Origin of the sequence: Streptomyces sp. NBC_00878 (genome assembly GCF_026341515.1) — a bacterium.
Lineage (GTDB): Bacteria > Actinomycetota > Actinomycetes > Streptomycetales > Streptomycetaceae > Streptomyces.
The window spans coordinates 5,616,630-5,634,744 of the sequence record NZ_JAPEOK010000001.1 but is presented as its reverse complement, the minus strand read 5'-3'; the positions used below and the strand labels follow the sequence as shown (position 1 = coordinate 5,634,744).

Annotated in this window: 14 protein-coding genes; 9 read left to right on the top strand and 5 right to left on the bottom strand. The window is 69.2% G+C overall.

Annotated features, from left to right (window positions below; all coding sequences use genetic code 11):
• Positions 1–212 precede the first annotated feature (212 nt).
• On the top strand, positions 213–1,532 hold the full coding sequence (locus OHA11_RS24255; protein ID WP_266507412.1) for a UDP-glucose/GDP-mannose dehydrogenase family protein: 1,320 nt from the start codon (positions 213–215) through the stop codon (positions 1,530–1,532).
• Positions 1,533–1,999: 467 nt separating this feature from the next.
• Here OHA11_RS24255 and OHA11_RS24250 read toward each other — a convergent pair whose 3' ends face one another.
• Together OHA11_RS24250 and OHA11_RS24245 are read right to left on the bottom strand one after the other, a co-directional pair.
• Positions 2,000–2,470, bottom strand: a complete 471-nt coding sequence (locus OHA11_RS24250) for a VOC family protein (RefSeq protein ID WP_266499627.1) — start codon at positions 2,468–2,470, stop codon at positions 2,000–2,002.
• A gap of 637 nt (positions 2,471–3,107) precedes the next feature.
• A complete protein-coding gene (locus tag OHA11_RS24245) occupies positions 3,108–3,593 on the bottom strand; it encodes a VanZ family protein (protein WP_323186624.1) in 486 nt (161 codons plus the stop codon).
• Between the two features lie 673 nt (positions 3,594–4,266).
• On the opposite strand from OHA11_RS24245, the gene OHA11_RS24240 reads away from it, so the two are divergent.
• Entirely contained in the window at positions 4,267–7,596 is a 3,330-nt protein-coding gene (locus tag OHA11_RS24240) for a S8 family serine peptidase (RefSeq protein WP_266499625.1), read from the top strand.
• A 646-nt stretch (positions 7,597–8,242) separates the two neighbouring features.
• On the top strand, positions 8,243–8,947 hold the full coding sequence (locus OHA11_RS24235; RefSeq protein ID WP_266499623.1) for a hypothetical protein: 705 nt from the start codon (positions 8,243–8,245) through the stop codon (positions 8,945–8,947).
• 135 nt (positions 8,948–9,082) lie between these two features.
• Here the strand turns inward: OHA11_RS24235 and OHA11_RS24230 are convergent, their stop codons facing one another.
• A complete protein-coding gene (locus OHA11_RS24230; protein ID WP_266499621.1) occupies positions 9,083–9,838 on the bottom strand; it encodes a DUF4232 domain-containing protein in 756 nt (251 codons plus the stop codon).
• A gap of 218 nt (positions 9,839–10,056) precedes the next feature.
• Here OHA11_RS24230 and OHA11_RS24225 point away from each other — a divergent pair, with 218 nt between their 5' ends.
• On the top strand, positions 10,057–11,445 hold the full coding sequence (locus OHA11_RS24225; protein WP_266499620.1) for a helix-turn-helix transcriptional regulator: 1,389 nt from the start codon (positions 10,057–10,059) through the stop codon (positions 11,443–11,445).
• 55 nt (positions 11,446–11,500) lie between these two features.
• Positions 11,501–11,812 carry an antibiotic biosynthesis monooxygenase gene (locus OHA11_RS24220; RefSeq protein ID WP_266499619.1) on the top strand — a complete coding sequence of 104 codons (312 nt, stop codon included), beginning with the start codon at positions 11,501–11,503 and terminating at the stop codon, positions 11,810–11,812.
• Between the two features lie 82 nt (positions 11,813–11,894).
• On the opposite strand, the gene OHA11_RS24215 is transcribed toward OHA11_RS24220, so the two are convergent.
• On the bottom strand, positions 11,895–12,509 hold the full coding sequence (locus OHA11_RS24215; protein ID WP_266499617.1) for a phosphoribosylanthranilate isomerase: 615 nt from the start codon (positions 12,507–12,509) through the stop codon (positions 11,895–11,897).
• 371 nt (positions 12,510–12,880) lie between these two features.
• Here OHA11_RS24215 and OHA11_RS24210 point away from each other — a divergent pair, with 371 nt between their 5' ends.
• The 4 genes from OHA11_RS24210 (at position 12,881) to OHA11_RS24195 (ending at position 17,336) form a co-directional block, all read left to right on the top strand.
• Complete coding sequence (locus OHA11_RS24210) at positions 12,881–14,467, top strand: alpha/beta hydrolase (RefSeq protein WP_266507410.1); 1,587 nt, start codon at positions 12,881–12,883, stop codon at positions 14,465–14,467.
• Between the two features lie 289 nt (positions 14,468–14,756).
• Positions 14,757–14,960, top strand: a complete 204-nt coding sequence (locus OHA11_RS24205) for a cold-shock protein (protein WP_055611897.1) — start codon at positions 14,757–14,759, stop codon at positions 14,958–14,960.
• Positions 14,961–15,292: 332 nt separating this feature from the next.
• Complete coding sequence (locus OHA11_RS24200) at positions 15,293–16,807, top strand: DEAD/DEAH box helicase (RefSeq protein ID WP_266499615.1); 1,515 nt, start codon at positions 15,293–15,295, stop codon at positions 16,805–16,807.
• A gap of 199 nt (positions 16,808–17,006) precedes the next feature.
• Entirely contained in the window at positions 17,007–17,336 is a 330-nt protein-coding gene (locus OHA11_RS24195; RefSeq protein ID WP_266499613.1) for an SCO5918 family protein, read from the top strand.
• A gap of 126 nt (positions 17,337–17,462) precedes the next feature.
• Here the strand turns inward: OHA11_RS24195 and OHA11_RS24190 are convergent, their stop codons facing one another.
• Positions 17,463–17,858 carry a hypothetical protein gene (locus OHA11_RS24190; protein ID WP_266499611.1) on the bottom strand — a complete coding sequence of 132 codons (396 nt, stop codon included), beginning with the start codon at positions 17,856–17,858 and terminating at the stop codon, positions 17,463–17,465.
• Positions 17,859–18,115 lie beyond the last annotated feature (257 nt).

The window sequence follows — 18,115 nt, the reverse complement described above, 5'->3', positions numbered from 1 at the left end:
GGGTGAACCAGATGTGCGGAATCGCAGGACTGGCCGGAGGCGACGCCTCCCGGCACAAGCGCACGGTCGGCGCGATGGGCGTCTCGCAGTCGCATCCTCACGATCCCGCCGTTCATCCGGGACGGGATCACTCGCTGTCTGACCGCCCGGCCCGCCTGACCGCGTCCTCCACGGGGTCGCCGGGCGGCTGCCCCACCTGGAAGGACACCTTCGTGAAGCTCACCGTCATCGGCTGCGGCTACCTCGGCGCCACCCACGCGGCCTGCATGGCCGAACTCGGCCACGACGTCCTCGGCATGGACGCCGACCTGGACAAGGTCCACGTCCTCAACTCCGGCAAGGCCCCGTTCGTCGAACGCGACCTCGACGACTTGCTGACCAAGCACACCAACTCGGGGCGGCTGCGGTTCACCGCCTCCTATGCGGAAGCCGCCGCCTTCGGCGACCTGCACTTCATCGGCGTCGGAACCCCTCAGCGACCCGGCGAGACGGGCTACGACCTCACCCACTTGTTCAGCGCGGTACGCCAGCTCGCACCACGTCTGCACAACCCGGCCGTGGTCGCGGTGAAGTCCACCGTCCCGGTCGGCACCGCACCCCGCGTCCGCGACCTCCTCCACGAGTTCGCCCCCGCCGGGGACGCCGTCGAAGTCGCCTGGAACCCTGAGTTCCTGCGCGAATCGTCCGCCGTCGAGGACACCCTCCACCCCGACCGGCTCGTCCTCGGCTTCAACTCCGGACACTCCTGGGCCGAAGCGATCCTGCGGCAGTGCTTCGCCAGGATCATCGAAGCAGGGACCCCGACGATCGTCACCGACTGGGCCACAGCCGAGCTCGCGAAGTCCTCCGCGAACGCCTTCCTCGCCACGAAGATCTCCTTCATCAACGCGATGGCAGAGGTCTGCGAAGCCTCCGGCGCCGATGTCGGCCAACTCGCCGACATCCTCGGCCACGACGTCCGCATCGGACGGCGCGGGATGCGGCCCGGCCTCGGTTTCGGCGGCGGCTGCCTGCCCAAGGACCTCCGCGGCTTCATGGCCCGCGCCGGCGAACTCGGCGTGGACCAGGCCCTGACCATCCTCCGAGAGGTCGACGCCATCAACAACCGGCGCCGCGAGCGCATGATCGACCTCGCCCGCGAACAGTGCGACGGCGACCTCACCGGCAAGCGGATCACCATCTGGGGCGCCGCCTTCAAGCCGAACACCGACGACATCCGCGACTCACCCGCCCTCGCCGTCGCCCAGAGACTCCACGAACTCGGCGCAACGGTCACCGTCACCGACCCCAAGGCCCTCGACAACGCCCGCAAGCTGCATCCCGAGCTCGACTACGCCGACGACCCGATCGCCGCAGTCCAGGACGCGGACCTGCTGCTCCACCTGACCGAGTGGCCCCAGTTCAGCCACATCGACCCCCACCGCCTCGCCACCCGCGTCACCACCCCGAAGGTCATCGACGGGCGCGGCACCCTCAACCCCGACACCTGGCGCAACGCCGGATGGACCTGCCGAACCCTCGGCCGCCCCTGAGGAACACCGGGAAGCAGACCCTGGCAGCTTCAGCAAGAGGCAGCCAGGGCCTCCGCCATTCACGAGCTATCCACCAACATGCTCCACCAACATGACTAACGTCCCTGAGTGAGCAACAGAGCTCTGAACAGCATCAGGACTTGACAACCCTGGTCGTGGTCCAGGGTGTGCAGGGTGGCGCCGGTGACCACGCCGGTGACCACCGTACGGGCATGGGCCATTTAGTCGCCGCAGGTCAAGGCGCCGCAACCGACTAACTTCGATGACACCGGACAGACGACATCACGCATTCAAGGTCAGTAGGTGGTGGGGCTGCCGTCGACGACCGCTTTGGCAGTCACACAACGGGCGGGATTGCCTGTGGGTCGCAGCTGAGGATCCGTCTCGGTCAGTCATCTGCTCGCCAACGCGGATGTACGACCCGCGCTGCACCACACCACCCACGACGTGCCTTACGCGGTAGTGGGTCAGGACGGTGCGTCGGCGTCCTGCACCGAGGCCGCGAACGCCTCGGGGCCCTGCTCCAGCACCGCCGGGTCCATCCACATGACCTGCCAGCCGTGGCCGTCGAGGTCGAAGAAGCTGCGTGAGTACATGAAGCCGTAGTCCTCGGCGCCATCCGCCTCGGAGGCGCCCGCCTTGAGTGCGGCGGCGCTGACCGCGTCGACCTCATCGCGGGATGACACGCTGAAGCAGTAAAGCGCCAGCGTGTGCGTGGTGGGATCGGCCATCGGCAGTTTCGCGAACTCCGCGAACTTCTCGCGGCTGAGCAGCATGACGAAGGCATGCTCGCCGACCAGCATGCAGGCGGCGGTCTCGTCGGTGAACTTCGGGTTGAAGCTGAATCCGAGATTGGCGAAGAACGCCTTGCTGCGCTCCAGGTCCGCTACGGGGATGTTCACGAACAGCGTGCGGCCGGGGTGTGCGGAAGCGGTCATGGTGGGTCTCCAGTCAGTGGCTCGATTGCGTACGTCGTGGTAGACCGTCCCGGCCGACGGAACTCATCGGTGGCTCGTCGCCGACTTCCCGGACAGCAGACGCCTTCGCTGGGATGACTTCGCCCACCGCGTCGAGTTGCCCCCAGGGCAAGGCACTCAGCCACTGGCCCGGCTGACCCAGACATCCTGTCTGGGTCAAGCGTCAGGTGAGGCCACCGCACAAAGCATCAACCGAGACAGACGCAGACCCAGCAGACCGATGCCTAGGTTCAGTCAACCCTTGACGGTTCTGGCTCGGTTGATGCTTTCCAGTTCCTGGCCTGTTGTGCGGTTCCCCGTACCGTAGGCCTTGACAAGCCCGACCCCTGTGCCGGTCGGCTTCACAGCTTCCACGTCTATGCCGGGGCCCGCGCCTGCCGCAGAGGCAGACCCGTTCGAGGCGGCTCTGCGTGCCTCGCCCGCCGTACCCTCGCCGCTCGCCTTGCGATCAAGCTCGGATCTACCTGACTTGCCATTACCAAACGAAGCCAGCCCGTGGATCTGCACCCTCACGCGACAATTCCGCTGACAGCCACTCCTTCCCAATTGCAGTAGACACTTCCCCACCAGGGCCGTGCCGACGGCCTGCCTGCGGCGCCTATTGCGCTCCCTGCCCGTTGAAGGTCGTCGCCGGGGACGGCGAGGCAGCATCACGGGCATCGGCCGGGGCGAGCGCGGAACCCGGCAGGGCATAGGCGCTCAGGATGCCGACCACCGCGAGGAAACGGCACGCCAGGCGGAGGATGCCGTAACCGATCATGCCGCCCAGCGTGTTGGCGACGAGGTCGTTGGCATCGATCTGCCGGCCGTAGCTGGCCGCGACGTACAGGAGGGCCTGTGTGATCTCGACCGACAGGCTGAGCAGCGCCGACCAGAGCGTGACCCGGCCCGGCGAGGACGCCTTCCGCTGCAGGAGGGGAAGCATCATCCCGAACGGCACCAGCATGACCACGTTGGCCAGGATGCTGGGATCGGGCTCGGGCCGGGGGACCCACTGGATCTGATTCCACAGCGGAACCTGAGGTTCCGGTCGATGCCACCTCGTACGAAGGAGAGTCGGCGTCGGCGTCGGCCCGCCGGTCATACGCGGTATGCCGACGGATGATCAGCGAGTGCGGATGATCGGCGAATCAGGCCGATGGCGATGAATTGGCACGATGGCTGTGAGCTGGACCATGGCCGTGAACTGGGCGATGGCTGATGACTATGAGGACGGGGTCTGCTTCATGTCGTCGACGATGGCGCGGTTGGTGATGGCGCTGGTGTAGAGCACCGTGCCGGGCTTGATCAGTCCGTTGTCGCCGCCGTTCTCGCGCACCTGGACGATGCGTTCGCCGAGGTAGACGTGGGTCTTCTTGTCGAAGATCCATTGGCTGTACGACGACCGCCTGCTCGCCGTTGGCCACTTCGCACCCGGCGGACGGCCGCCAGATCTGCCGAAGGTTGTAGGCCGAAGGTTGTAGAGGGAGGGCGAGGGTTCTGTCTTGTGGGAGATCCACCAGCCTTGAGCGGCGCGGGAGAGTGGGGCCGCGCCGTGCTCCTTCCACTGCGGTCCGCCGCCACCGACGAAAAGCGAGCCATTCCATGGGCAACGCTCAGTTCGAAATCCCTTCCTGGTGGCTGCTGGCTGATCATCCGCCGCCGACCGCATCTGGCCGACGGGCCGACGCTCGTTCGGACGAGATCGCTTCGACCGGAGCCTCAACGCCCGGTAATTCACCCGGCATCGACCCTAGGAAGAAGTTTTGCGCAGACACGTGAAGGGATCCGCCGCGGCGACCGTTGCCGCCGCCGCGGCCGTCGTCCTCGCCGCGGGCATGACCAGCCCGGCGTCGGCCAGACCCGAGCAGCAAGCCACCTCAGCCGGCACCTCCACCTCCACCCTCTCCTCCCCCCTCACCCCCAGCCACGAAGTCGCCCTCATCACCGGTGACCGGGTCACCGTCGATGCCAAGGGCAACGCCGTCGGCGTGAAGAAGGCCAAGGGACGCGAGAACATCATGTTCCGGGTTCACAAGTCGAAGGGGCACACGCTGGTCGTTCCCTCCGACGCGGCCGGGCTGCTCGCCTCCGGCAAGGTGGACCAACGGCTGTTCGACGTAACCCAGTTGAACAAGGCCGCGACCCGCACGTCCCAGAAGAGGGGCCTGAAGGTCATCGTGGGCTACAAGGGCGCCGCCACGGCCACCAAGGCGGACGTCCGGGACACCGGTACCCTGCGCCGCAGCCTCAAGTCCCTCAACGCGGACGCCGTACAGACCCCCCTCCAGGAGACACCCGACCTGTGGGCCGCCCTCACCAACGGGGGCAAGGCCGCCTCCGGCATCGCGAACGTCTGGCTGGACGGCGTTCGCAAGGTCAGCCTCGACAAGTCCGTGGCGCAGATCGGCGCCCCCACGGCGTGGTCGGCCGGCTATGACGGCACGGGCGTGAAGATCGCCGTCCTGGACACGGGCGTGGACGCGACCCACCCGGACCTCAAGGACAAGGTGATCGCGTCCAAGAACTTCTCCAGTTCCCCCGACGTCAAGGACAGGGGCGGCCACGGCACGCACGTCGCGTCGACCGCGGCGGGCACCGGGGCCAAGTCGGGCGGCACGTACAAGGGTGTCGCGCCCGGCGCGAAGATCCTCGACGGCAAGATCCTCGACGACGAAGGGGTAGGCGAGGACTCCGGCATCCTCGCGGGCATGGAGTGGGCGGCGGCACAGGGCGCCGACATCGTCAACATGAGCCTGGGCAGCGAAGACTTCCCCGGGATCGACCCGGTGGAAGCCGAGGTCAACAAGCTCTCCGCCGAGAAGGGCGTCCTCTTCGCCGTCGCCGCCGGCAACTCGGGCCCCCAGACGGTCGGTTCGCCTGCGAGCGCGGACGCCGCGCTCGCCGTGGGCGCCGTCGACGACAACGACAAGCTGGCCGACTTCTCCTCCACCGGCCCGCGCCTCGGCGATGTCGGCATCAAGCCGGACGTCACCGCGCCCGGCGTGGACATCACCGCCGCCTCGGCCAAGGGCAGCGTCATCGCCCAGGAGATGGGGGAGAAGCCCGAGGGCTACACGACCATCTCCGGTACGTCGATGGCGACCCCGCATGTCGCCGGTGCGGCCGCGCTCCTCAAGCAGCAGCACCCCAACTGGGGCTACGCCGAGCTGAAGGGCGCCCTGACCGGCTCCGCCAAGGGCGGCAACTACACGCCGTTCGAGCAGGGTTCGGGCCGAATCCAGGTCGACCAGGCCATCAAGCAGACCGTGATAGCCGACCCGGTGTCGGTGAGCTTCGGCACCCAGCTGTGGCCGCACACCGACGACACACCGGTCACCAAGCAGCTGACCTACCGCAACCTGGGCACGGCCGACGTCACGCTCAGCCTGGCCGCCACCACCATGGACCCCAAGGGCCAAGCGGCCCCGGAAGGCTTCTTCAAACTCGCCAAGACCTCGGTGACCGTCCCCGCGGGCGGCAAGGCCTCGGTCGACTTCACCGTCGACACCAGGCTGGGCGGCACCGTCGACGGCGCCTACTCCTCGTACGTGACCGCGACCGGCGGCGGCCAGACCGTCCGCACAGCCGCCGCCGTGCAGCGCGAAGTCGAGTCGTACGACGTCACGTTCAAGTTCATCGGCCGGGACGGCAAGCCCGCCCCGTACAACCAGGCCCTTCTGATGGGTGTGGGCGGCCTCGCGCTGGAGAAGGAGGGCGCGGTGAGCGACGTCCCCGCCGCCGGCCAGGTGGTGCGGCTGCCCAAGGGCGACTACGTCCTCGACTCGGAAATCATGGTGGACCGGGAGGACGCCGCCAAGGGCCTCGACTGGCTGGTCCAGCCGCAGCTGACCGTCGACAAGAAGCAGACGGTCGTCCTGGACGCCCGGAAGGCCAAGCCGGTGAACATCACAGTTCCCGACGCGCGCGCCAAGCCAGTCTCCGTCTCGCCGTGGTTCACAGTCAAGACGCCCGATCGTACCTACGGCTTCGACCTGGTGCTGGACTCATACGAGAACTTCCGCAGCGCCGGCATCGGCCCGAAGATGACCCGCGGTTCGGTCTTCCAGCAGTGGGACGGGCACTGGATCAGCGGCGCCGCCGCGGAGTACAACACCGTCGACGGCGCCCGGGGCAAGCAGCTTGCCACCGGCTACACCAGGCACTTCAAGGCGCGCGACCTGGCCACGGTGAAGGCCAGGATGGGCGCGGTGCCCGGCGGTAAGGTGGGCACGGTCCGTGCGGAGGGCCAGGTCGGCGAGCTCAACAACCAGACCTCCATCAACGAGCCCCAGTCCATCCCGGGCACCCGCACGCTGTACCTGTCCGCACTGCGCGACACGAAGTGGACCCTGGTGTTCACTCAAAGAGGGGTCGACTCGGGGGGCGAGACGACGGTCCGCGAGGCGACGTACACAACGGACCGGCCCGAGAGGTTCGCGGCCGGCAAGACCTACACGAGGACCTTCAACACCGCGGTCTTCGGCCCGCACCTGACCAAGGACTACGGCCTGTTCCGCGAGGGCGACGAGATCTACGGCAGCCTGCCGCTGTTCGCCGACAGCAGCAGGAACGTGGGCATCTCCAACCTCACCTCGGTCACCACGAAGCTGTACCGCAACGGCACCAAGGTCGCCTCCAAGGAGGACCCGCTGCTGGGTGACGAGCGCTACGCGGTCCCGGCGGGCGATGCCGCGTACAAGCTGACCACGTCGGCGAAGCGCAGCAGCAAGATCGCGGGGGGCTCCACCCGGATCGACGCGAGTTGGACGTTCCGCTCCAAGACGGCCGCCGACAAGGTCCAACTGCCCGCCTCCACCGTCCGCTTCAACGCCAAGACGGCCCTGGACAGCACGGTCGCGGCCGGCAGGACGACGACGGTCCCCCTCGTCGTGGAAGGCGCCGCCGCGGGCCGCAACCTCAAGTCGCAGTCGGTGTGGACCTCCTACGACGGCGGGAAGAACTGGAAGAAGGTCAAGGTCACGAACGGGAAGATCAGCGTGAAGAACCCGGCGAAGGGCAAGGCCATCTCGTTCCGCGCCGAGGTCACCGACAAGAAGGGCAACAAGTCGACGCTGTCGATCTACAACGCGTACTACGGCAAGTAGGCGGCAAATAGCACGCGTTGCAGGCAGCGCGCCGTACGGCGAATGATCCAGGCCGTAGGCGGGCGTGAGCAGCCGTAAGCGGGGGTCCGGGAGCGTTGCTCCCGGGCCCCCGCTCTGTGTGCACCGTCCTGAAGCACCCCCGTCGACCCCCGTCACGTGCGGCAGCGGTATATGCGTGAGGCCCGGGAATCTGTACAGGAGCGTCACACAGACTCCACACAGGCTTTCGAATGCCTCGTTAGCGTTGCTGACTGCTCGGTTCACCGGGCGAACGCGGCCGGCCTCGACCAGGCGGGCCGACCGCGCAGTCAACTCAGGAAGACCGCAGATGGACTACTGCTCCTCGTGTCGTCGGCATCTCAACGGCGCCCTGGTGTGTCCCGGGTGCGGCGCCTACGCGCCGAACGTCGCTCCGTACACCGCCGACGGTCGCTTCGTCCCGGCCCCCGCCGTCATGCCCGCGGCTGCGAACTCAAGGACTGCGAACCCAGAGGCCGCGCGCTCAAGGACTGCGAACCCAGAGGCCGCGCGCTCAGGGGTCGCGCGCTCAGGGACTGCGCGCTCAGGGACTGCGAGGCAGTTCACCGCCTCGGGCTCGTGGCACAGTGGCCGTCTTCGTGACGAGGCAGCGGCAGAGACCGCCACCATGAACGAGACCGCGGTCGGGGCCGACCTGAACGAGGCCCCGCGCACCTCCCCCTCCGGCGACATCGAGGGTGTGACGCCCGCGCCGCAGGGCCGGGCGGCGAGGCGTCGCCAGCTGGCCCGCTGGAAGAAGAACAAGCGCCGGGCCGTGGTCGCGACCGCTGTCGCCATCGTCGGAGGCGGCCTGACCGTCACCTCGATGGACCGGAACGCCAACGACCGGGCACAGGCGTCGACGGCACCGGCGGACCCGGGCTCGGAGGATCAGGCGGCGGAGCGCCCCCAGTTGGCGCCACGCCCCGACACACCCGGCGCACCCCACATACCCGGCGCGCCCGGCACTCCCGAGTCCCCGACCACTCCTCGCACGCAGCAGACGCGTACCGCTCAGTCGCCCGAGACCACGCCTCAGCGCCGGCAGTCCTTCGCCTCCCCGCCCCGCACCGGGCGGGCGGGCTCTCGGCCGGACGGCGCCGTCTCTCTCAGTCCGACGGGTACGACGGCCCCGCCGTCGGGGAACACCTCCCCGTCGTCCGATGAAGCAGCCCCCGGCGGCACCGACACGGCGACGACTCAGCCGTCCGATCCCGCGGACGCGGCCGGCGGAACGCAGCCGGGAACGACGCCGCCGGAGAACCCCGCGAACCCCTCGCCGGCGGCGACTTCGCCCTCGCAGATCTGCGTGCTCGTGCTGTGTCTCGGCTGAGCAAGAAAACCAGGAAAACCCAAGAACGCGAAAAAGCCTGAAGCCCAAAAGCCGAGGAACCCGTAGACATTCCGTCGTACGGGTTCCTCGTCATACGGGTTCCTCGTCGCCCGGGGTTACCAGGTCAGGACGTCGTCACCAGGTGAGGGCGTCGTCCATGCGCTGCTGCCAGTACGTGACCGTCAGCTTGTCGTCGATGTAGACGCCCTTCGCGGGGAGCGGCGGGGTGGCGCTGTTGATGCCGTCGTTGTTGAAGAGGACCTTCAGGGTCTTGGCCATGTAGCCGTTCGAGCCGCTGTCGTCGGCGGCCGACAGCCGTACGCCCGCGTAGCCGGACTCGCCCGGGGCCAGCGTGACCACCGCCTGCGGCTTGGACTCCTCGAAGACCGGCGGGACCGACTGGGCGTCGGTGAACCGGACGATCGGGTAGCCGACGAGGTCGCAGTTCTTCGAGCCGGTGTTGGTGACGGTGAGGAGGAGGTGGTTCAACGGGCGGGAGACCGTGGTGGCCGTGGTCTTGCTGTTCGAGGCGTCGCACGGGTTGAGCTTGGCGGAGTCGGAACCGGAGCCCGTCGTGCCCGAGCCCGTCGTGCCCGAGCCCTTCGAGCCGGAGTCCTTCGAGCCGGTGGAGCCCGTCCCGCCGCTCGAACCCTTGGATCCGGTGGAACCGTTGGAGGAGCCCGCGGAGTCGGCCTTGCCGCCGCCCGTGGCCGCCTCCTCCTTCGCCTTGCCCGCGGAGTTTTCGGAAGCGCTGGGAGTGGACGTGGCCGCGCCCTTGGAGGACCCCTTGTCCTGGAGGTCGTCTCCGTTGTTGCAGGCCGTCAGCGACAGCGCGGCGAGCGTGATCGTGGTGGCGGCGAGCAGACGGGTGCGGGTGGTGCGTGCGGACATGAGTGGTTCCCCAGTTTTCGGTACGGGTGGTCAGTGCTGGCCGCTCGACCGGGTGCCGGAAGCGGCGTGCTTGGATGACCGAAGCTTGTGGGGTGATCCGTCCCAGCCGCCACGGTTGCCGGGACCTTAGGAACGCCGGAACGCCCGCAACTACTCTGACCTGGTGACATACGGTCCTCCTGGAACGCGGACCTGGAACGTGGAGAGCGGGAGGAACGATGGCGCGGGACAGCTTTCCGGAGCTTCTCGGGCAGTTGAAGGAGCGGTCCGGGCTCAGTTACGGGGTGCTCGGGAAGCGGCTGCACATGAGTGCGTCGACGTTGCACCGGTACGTCAACGGAGATGCAGTTCCGGCGGACTACGCGCCGATCGAGCGGTTCGCCAGGTCGTGCAAGGCGACGCCCGAGGAACTGGTGGAGCTGCACCGAAGGTGGGTGCTGGCCGACGCGCGCCGACGGGACCTGAAGGAGGCGGCCGCTTCCGCCACCTCTTCGGAGCCCGCGGCTTCGGCGCCCGAGGGGGTGGCGCCCAAGGGGGTGGCGCCCAAGGGGGTGGCGGAGGCCGCCGACAACAACACTGAGCCGGCCTCTGAGCCGACGCCCGAGCCAGCTCCTGAGCCAGGCACTCAGCCGGACCCGGACCCGGGCCCTGGCCCCGCCCCGGAGCCGGGCCCTGGCCCCGCCCCGCAGCCGGGAGCCGGGACCGTCCCGCAGCCGAAGGGCTCGCTCCTCTCACTCCTCTCGCTCCTCACGGGGCGGCATCGGCGCACCGTCGTCCTGGCGGGGGCAGGCGCGGTCGCGGTCCTCCTGGCAGCCGCCCTGGTCCTGAATCTCGTAACCGGCGACGGCAGTGGCGACGACGATGGCGACGACGGTCAGGTCAAGCAGCGGGTCGGCGGAGCCGCCTCCCCGAGTCTCAGTACCTCCGCGTCCCCCTCCCGCGGCCCCGGCGCGAGCGAGTCCGGCGGCACAGTGGGCGGCAGTGCCGGCGCGCCCCTCGTGGCCACCGATCCGTACTACTGGGACAGCGCGTGCAAGCAGCACTACCTGATGGACCGGGATCCGGCCCAGGTGCCCCCGCCGCCGTACGGTGACGAGGCGCGCGGGTGGGTCACCGCGCTCGGCGGAGTCGCCGCCGGCGAGCAGTGGGTGCGGCTGACCGTACGGGGGGCCGGGAAGAACACGGTCGTCCTGGAGGGGCTGCATGTGCGTGTGGTGGGGAAGGACGCGCCGCTCGCCTGGAACGACTACCGCATGGGCGTCGACGGCTGCGACGGCGGCGGGCAGCCGAAGCACTTCGGCACGAACCTCGACGCCGGGCGGCCCGCGGTCGCGCCCAAGGCCGGGCAGCGGGACTTCCCGTACAAGGTGAGCGACACCGACTCCGAGATCTACTACGTGGCCGCACGCACGCAGACGCACGACGTGAGCTGGTACCTGGAAATGGACTGGACCAGCGGCAACCGGCACGGGAAGTTGCGGATCGACGACCGCGGGAAGCCGTTCCGGACGAGCGGCAACCTGGGCCGGCCGGCGTACGACTACCCACTGGGCTACAACGACAAGTGGGAAGTCGCCGACGGCAAGCCGGGCGCTCCGACGGGCTAGGCGCGGCCCCCTCATGCATCGCCGTGGTGTCTGCCGGAGAAGGCAGAATGGGGCCATGAGCATCGTCAAGATCAACGTACTCACGGTTCCCGAAGAGCAGCGCGAGACGCTGGAGAAGCGGTTCGCCGCTCGCGCCGGGTCGGTGGAGGGCTCGGACGGTTTCGAGGGGTTCGAGCTGCTGCGTCCGCTGGAGGGCACCGACACCTACCTCGTCTACACGCGCTGGCGTGCCGAGGAGGACTTCCAGAACTGGATGTCCGGGCGTGGACAGGGCGCACACCGCGGCGGGGCCACGGAGGGCGAGCGACCGAAGCCCGCCGCGACGGACTCGACGCTGTGGACCTTCGAGGTGATTCAGCAGGCCTGACCCGAACAGGCCTCACCCAAGCAGTCCGGGACCACGCGGGCCTCACCCAAGCAATCCGGGACCACGCGGGCCTGACCCGAACTCAGGGGCGGGCGGTGCAGGCCGCTCTGACGAACGCCGTGATCAGGGCCGGGTCCTTGACTCCCCTGCTCCGTTCCACGCCGCTGGACACGTCGACGCCCCAGGGGTGGGTGGCGTCGACGGCGGCGCGCACGTTGTCCGGGGTGAGGCCGCCGGCGAGGAGCCACTTCTCACCGGGGCCCGCCAGCGGTTTCCTCGACCAGTCCCACGCGACGCCGGAGCCCGGTACGGGGGCGTCGAGGAGGAGGACGTCCTCGCCCATCTCCCCGTGGCGCGGCGCCGGGTCGCCGAACGCCGCCGCGCGGATCAGCGTCCAGCCGCCCGCCGCGAGGTCCTCGTAGTAGCCGCGGTCCTCGGGTCCGTGCAGTTGGACGGCCCGGATTCCCGCCTCGGTGGCCAGGGACCGTACGTCCCGCAGGGGCTCGGCGCGGAAGACACCGACCGTCAGGACGTGCTCCGGCACGCGGCCGCACAGCCGCGCCGCCGTGGTCGCGTCGATGCGGCGCGGGCTGTCCGAGAAGACGAAGCCGATGGCGTCGGCACCCGCCTCGACGGCCGTGTCGACGTCCCGTTCGGTCTTCAGGCCACAGATCTTGATGAAGAGGGAGCTGCTCACCCCCTCAGCCTGCCGTATCCGGGCCGGAACTGGGACTGAGACCGGACCGGGACCGGGACCGGACCGGGACCGGACCGGGACCGGGACCGGGCGCCGCTCAGTAGCGGGACAACCACCGCCGGTTGTGGAGATCCTTCAGAACGGCGGCGACATGATCGGTTTCTGTGGCCCTTTCCCGTCCGGGTGAGCTAGAAATTCCCCGAACTCACATTGACCAGTGGGTTCTTGGTGCACACCAGCACGAGGGGGAACACCCAGTGACAACGCACGATCATGTCCCGTCCGGCCGAGAAGGCCGCCCGACGCACCGGCTCAGACTCGCCGGAGCCGCGGTGACCGCGCTCGTCGTCGCCGGTTCGGGGGCCCAGGCGATGGCCGCCCAGGCGGACCCGACGTCAGCGGCGTCGGCGAGGTCAGCGGCGGCCTCGACGGTCTCGTACAAGGCGCCGGCGGTGCCGTCGCTCGCCTGGACCGACTGTGGGGGCGGCTTCGAGTGCGCGAGCGCCGAAGTGCCCCTGGACTACCGCGCACCGGAGGGCAAGAAGATCACCCTGGCGGTGACCCGCAAGAAGGCCGCCGACCAGACGAAGCGCAAGGGCACGCTCTTCATGCAGCCCGGCGGACCGGGCAACTCGGGCGTGGACTTCGTCCGCAACAACTACGCCGACCTGCCGGCCGCCCTGCGCGACTCGTTCGACGTCTTCGGATACGACGTACGCGGCGTCGCGCGCAGTTCGGCGCTCGAATGCTGGGACGACCAGCGGTACACCAAGGCCGTCACCGACGCGAAGGGCGTCCCCGGCCCCGACGCCTTCGGTCCGGCCCTGCGCGAGGCCGCCGAGTTCAACCAGGCCTGTACGGACAAGTCGAGCGAACTGCTGCCGTTCGTGGGCACCGAGTACGTCGCCCGTGACATCGACCTGCTGCGCCAGGCGCTGGGCGAGGACAAACTCACCTACTACGGGCGGTCGTTCGGCGCCTACATCGGCACCGTCTACGCCGCCCTGTTCCCGAAGCGCGTGCGCGCCCTGACGCTCGACGGGGCGTACGACCCGGTGAACTACGCCAACCGGCCGTACGCCTATGACCGGCCCCAGTACCTCGCGCTGGACGGCGCGATGAGCCGTTTCCTCGACTGGTGCCAGGCCGACCAGGCCACCTGCGGATTCGGCGACGGCGACCCCCGTGCCGCGTTCGAGAAGCTCAAGAGCGACCTCGACGCCAACCCGGTGCCGACCGCGAACGGCGGACAGGCCAACGGCTACACCCTGGTCTACCGGCTGATGTTCAACATCAACGAGGGCAAGGTCATCTGGCCCGCGTTCGGCGAGGCCCTGCGCAAGGCCCAGCAGCGCGACAACACGTCCTTCCTGCTGCGGCCGCCGTCCCCGGCCAGCTTCGACTTCCTGGTCCCGAACGTGGTCGTCGAGTGCGTCGACAGGGACTACCCGCGTGACCAGGCCCTGCTGAAGCGGAAGGTCACGGCCTACGCCAAGGCGGCACCGCTGCTCGGCCCGGCCATGGCGTACGGCCCGCCGACCTACGACCACCAGCACGCCACGGCCTGCACCCAGTGGAACGGCGAGCGGGTCAGCCGCTACGACGGCTCCTACCGTGCGAAGGGCTCCGCGCCGATCCTCGTCCTCGGCACCACCGGCGACCCGGACACCCCCTACCAGGACGCGGTGGCCCTGTCCCGGCAGCTCGACAACGCCTCGCTGCTCACGTTCAAGGCCGAGGGACACACCGCCTTCGGACGGAGTGCCTGCGCGACGGAGGCGGTCATCAACTACCTGGTGGACCTGAAGGTCCCGGCGTCGGGCACGACCTGCGCAGACGAGACCCAGCCGCCGTCCTCCACGCCCAAGGTGGCCCCGCCCGGCACGACGCTCGGTGAACTCCGCAACGGCGTCGACGAGCGCATCGACCGGATCGGCCGGATCGGTTCCCTGCGCTGATCCGGATCGCTTCCCCGCGCTGATCCGGATCAGCGCGGTGATCCGGTTCGCTGCTCCGATCCGGGCCAAATCTGTGCCCGCGAAGTAAGAAATGGGCACGACGCGCGATGAATATTCCTTGCTCGACAGGCCCAGCAGAATTGTCCACCGAACACGGTCGATCGCACCGTGCTACTCTCGACGTCAGTTGCAGTTGTGGTTCCCGAAATCTTCTGGACCGGGGTAATCATCACAGCGACTCGGAGTCCGCACACCGTTGGACTCCGTCGCACCCCTGAAGGAGATTGACATGGCTGCAGGCACCGTAAAGTGGTTCAACGCGGAAAAGGGTTTCGGCTTCATCGAGCAGGACGGCGGCGGCGCTGACGTCTTCGCCCACTACTCGAACATCGCGGCCCAGGGCTTCCGCGAGCTGCAGGAGGGCCAGAAGGTCACCTTCGACATCGCGCAGGGCCAGAAGGGCCCGACGGCCGAGAACATCGTTCCCGCCTGACGCTGAATCCTGACGCTGAACACAGACGTCGCAGCTGGGGCCCGCACCTTGGGGTGCGGGCCCCAGCTCGCTGCATTCCAGAACACCCGCTCCCGCCCACTCCTCGGGAATGCTCGGACCGACGCTCCGGTTGACGTACTGCCGGACCCTCCCACACGGAATACCCGGCCGCACCGCCGGAATATCGCCTCGCAATTCAGCGACGTATCCCGCGAGCATTCCCCGCCGATCCGATTCGGCCCCCATTCTCTTCGGCTCGTTCTTGCAATTCTCTGCGCTGCTCATTTGCTGCGGGAATTCCTTGATACGCGCCTCATCAAGGAAGGTTCCGCATGAACCGCACACGCACGAACGACCGCTTCTCCCGCACCCGTTCGGGAGGATCCACCCGCATGGGCGGTTCGGGCGCCGGAAGGGGCGGCGGCTACTCCGGTGGCTCGCGCCGCTCCGAGGGCTACAGCCGTCAACGGTCCGCGCCGCAGGGCGAGTTCGCACTGCCGGTGACGACCACCCCCGCGCTGCCCGCCGTCGAGGCGTTCGCCGAGCTCGACATGCCGGCGCAGCTGCTGGCCGCGCTCGGCCGGGAGGGCGTGACCGTGCCGTTCCCGATCCAGGCGGCGACCCTGCCGAACTCTCTCGCGGGCCGTGACGTACTCGGCCGTGGCCGCACCGGATCGGGCAAGACCCTCGCCTTCGGTCTCGCGCTCCTCGCCCGTACGGCGGGCCTGCGCGCCGAGCCGAGGCAGCCGCTGGCCCTCGTCCTCGTACCCACCCGCGAGCTGGCCCAGCAGGTCACCGACGCGCTCACCCCGTACGCCCGCTCCCTGTCGCTGCGGCTTGCCACCGTGGTCGGCGGGATGCCGATCGGCCGGCAGGCCGGCGCGCTGCGTGCCGGTGCCGAGGTCGTCGTCGCGACGCCGGGCCGGCTCAAGGATCTCATCGAGCGCGGCGACTGCCGCCTCGGCCAGGTCGCCATCACCGTCCTCGACGAGGCCGACCAGATGGCCGACATGGGCTTCATGCCCCAGGTCACCGAACTGCTCAACCAGGTGCGGCCCGAGGGACAGCGGATGCTGTTCTCGGCCACGCTCGACCGCAACGTCGACCTGCTGGTCCGCCGCTACCTCTCCGACCCGGTCGTCCACTCCGTCGACCCGTCCCAGGGCGCAGTCACCACGATGGAGCACCACGTCCTCCACGTGCACGGCGCGGACAAGCACCGGACGACCACCGAGATCGCGGCGCGCGACGGCCGGGTCCTCATGTTCCTGGACACCAAGCACGCGGTGGACCGGCTGACCGAGCACCTGCTGAACAGCGGAGTCCGGGCCGCGGCCCTGCACGGCGGCAAGTCCCAGCCGCAGCGCACGCGGACCCTGACCCAGTTCAAGACCGGGCACGTCACAGTGCTGGTGGCGACCAACGTCGCGGCCCGTGGCATCCACGTCGACAACCTCGACCTGGTCGTGAACGTCGATCCGCCCAGCGACCACAAGGACTACCTGCACCGCGGCGGCCGTACGGCCCGCGCGGGCGAGTCCGGCAGCGTCGTCACGTTGGTGACCCCCAACCAGCGCCGCGAGATGAGCCGACTGATGGCCGCCGCCGGTATCACTCCGCAGACCACCCAAGTACGTTCGGGCGAGGCGGAGTTGAGCCGCATCACGGGTGCCCAGGCCCCCTCGGGCGTGCCGGTCGTCATCACCGCTCCGGTCGTGGACCGTCCGCGGCGCGGCGCCTCCTCCTCGTCCCGGGGCCGTCGGGGCCGTACGGGCGGCAAGGGCCGCTCCACCGGCGACGCCCGCCGCACGCCCCAGCGCCCGTCCGCCACCGGTGCGGCGGCCTAGGTCCTGTCGTCACCTTCCCGTCGCTCGCCGGAAGAGCGGTCCGGGCTGTGTCCGGTACGCGCTCCCGGCGGGCAGTGGGGGAGCGTGCCGGGCGTTGCCCGGCGTTCTCGCGCCCTCCCGCCGATCCGCCCCCGGCCGGCCCGGGTCCCCTCGTCTTTCTTCTCCTCCCTCCCCACCCCTCCTTTCCCTGTGAGGCATCATGCGCTGCGTCATCGCCCGGTTCCCGTTCGACCTCGACAAGAGCGGGGTCCTGGACTCGATGAAGGGTGTCAAGCCCGAGGCCATCACGGGCGAGTCCGTGATCATCGGCCGCCGTCACTACCCCGTCAAGCAGGTGGGCGAGGTCATCACCCGGCAGGACCGCCGTGACTTCACCAGCGGAGAGGTCGTACGGGCCATGACCCGGCTCGGCTTCACCTGCCAGGCCGGCCCCGCGCCCGAGCCCACCCCGCCCGCCGCCACACCGCTCCAGACCGCGTCGGCGCTGCTCGGCAGCCCGGCTCCGGCCCCGGCCCCCCTGGGACTGTGACGACCGGCGGGAGCCGACACCAGGACGTACCACTCCCCGGCTGACACCGGGAACAGCGATGAGGGCCCTGCCGACGCGCGTCGGCAGGGCCCTCATCGCCTTTGCGGAGCGCGTCGGTACGGCGGTTCAGTGGTCGGAGTAGCTGACGTCGCCCACGGTCCAGGCGCTGACGTCCTCGATCGCGACGCGGTACATCCCGCCCGTCTCGGGAATCCCGACGTTGCCCTGCAGGATCCGGGCGAGGTGGAAGTGCAGGTACGCGGGTGGCTCGCCGGCCCCGTCACGGTCGCCGCCCTCGGGGCCGCCGCCCGCTGCCGGCTCGGCGCCGAAGACCGCGGAGAACGGGCCCAGGCGGTCCGAATCGTTCAGGACCTCCGACACCCGCTCCCTCCATACGGCTTCGGGAGCGAGCCGGCCGGTGATGACGGCACCGCCGACCACCACGGTCAGCGACATCTGATTGCTCTGCCCGGACTCCACGAGGGCGGAGATGTCCACGAGGAGCCGGTCGGGGTTCGTCATGGAAGCCGAGTCTATTCAGCGGCTCGTCCGACCTCACCCGCACGGCCCCGCCCCAACCCCGTCCGGTCCCGGACGTCACCGGGTGTTACCGGGCGTCACCGTGAACCGCAGAATACCTACGCCTCAAGTGAACCGAAATCTACTCTCGCCAGAGTAGACATTGGCCTGCGTCGTAGCTAAGGTTTCTCTCGTAGACAAGGTCGAGAGAGACCCGGCAGACACGAACTGGCGGGTAGAAGACGACAGTTCCACCACAG

What these genes read in the sequence shown, in the direction of transcription:
- OHA11_RS24225 (WP_266499620.1), top strand. Translation starts at nt 10,057, where the DNA reads ATGGCGCGGGACAGCTTTCCGGAGCTTCTCGGGCAGTTGAAGGAGCGG.
- OHA11_RS24210 (WP_266507410.1), top strand. Translation starts at nt 12,881, where the DNA reads ATGGCCGCCCAGGCGGACCCGACGTCAGCGGCGTCGGCGAGGTCAGCG.
- OHA11_RS24250 (WP_266499627.1), bottom strand. Translation starts at nt 2,470, where the DNA reads ATGACCGCTTCCGCACACCCCGGCCGCACGCTGTTCGTGAACATCCCC.
- OHA11_RS24230 (WP_266499621.1), bottom strand. Translation starts at nt 9,838, where the DNA reads ATGTCCGCACGCACCACCCGCACCCGTCTGCTCGCCGCCACCACGATC.
- OHA11_RS24220 (WP_266499619.1), top strand. Translation starts at nt 11,501, where the DNA reads ATGAGCATCGTCAAGATCAACGTACTCACGGTTCCCGAAGAGCAGCGC.
- OHA11_RS24190 (WP_266499611.1), bottom strand. Translation starts at nt 17,858, where the DNA reads ATGACGAACCCCGACCGGCTCCTCGTGGACATCTCCGCCCTCGTGGAG.
- OHA11_RS24245 (WP_323186624.1), bottom strand. Translation starts at nt 3,593, where the DNA reads ATGACCGGCGGGCCGACGCCGACGCCGACTCTCCTTCGTACGAGGTGG.
- OHA11_RS24195 (WP_266499613.1), top strand. Translation starts at nt 17,007, where the DNA reads ATGCGCTGCGTCATCGCCCGGTTCCCGTTCGACCTCGACAAGAGCGGG.
- OHA11_RS24200 (WP_266499615.1), top strand. Translation starts at nt 15,293, where the DNA reads ATGAACCGCACACGCACGAACGACCGCTTCTCCCGCACCCGTTCGGGA.
- OHA11_RS24235 (WP_266499623.1), top strand. Translation starts at nt 8,243, where the DNA reads ATGAACGAGACCGCGGTCGGGGCCGACCTGAACGAGGCCCCGCGCACC.
- OHA11_RS24205 (WP_055611897.1), top strand. Translation starts at nt 14,757, where the DNA reads ATGGCTGCAGGCACCGTAAAGTGGTTCAACGCGGAAAAGGGTTTCGGC.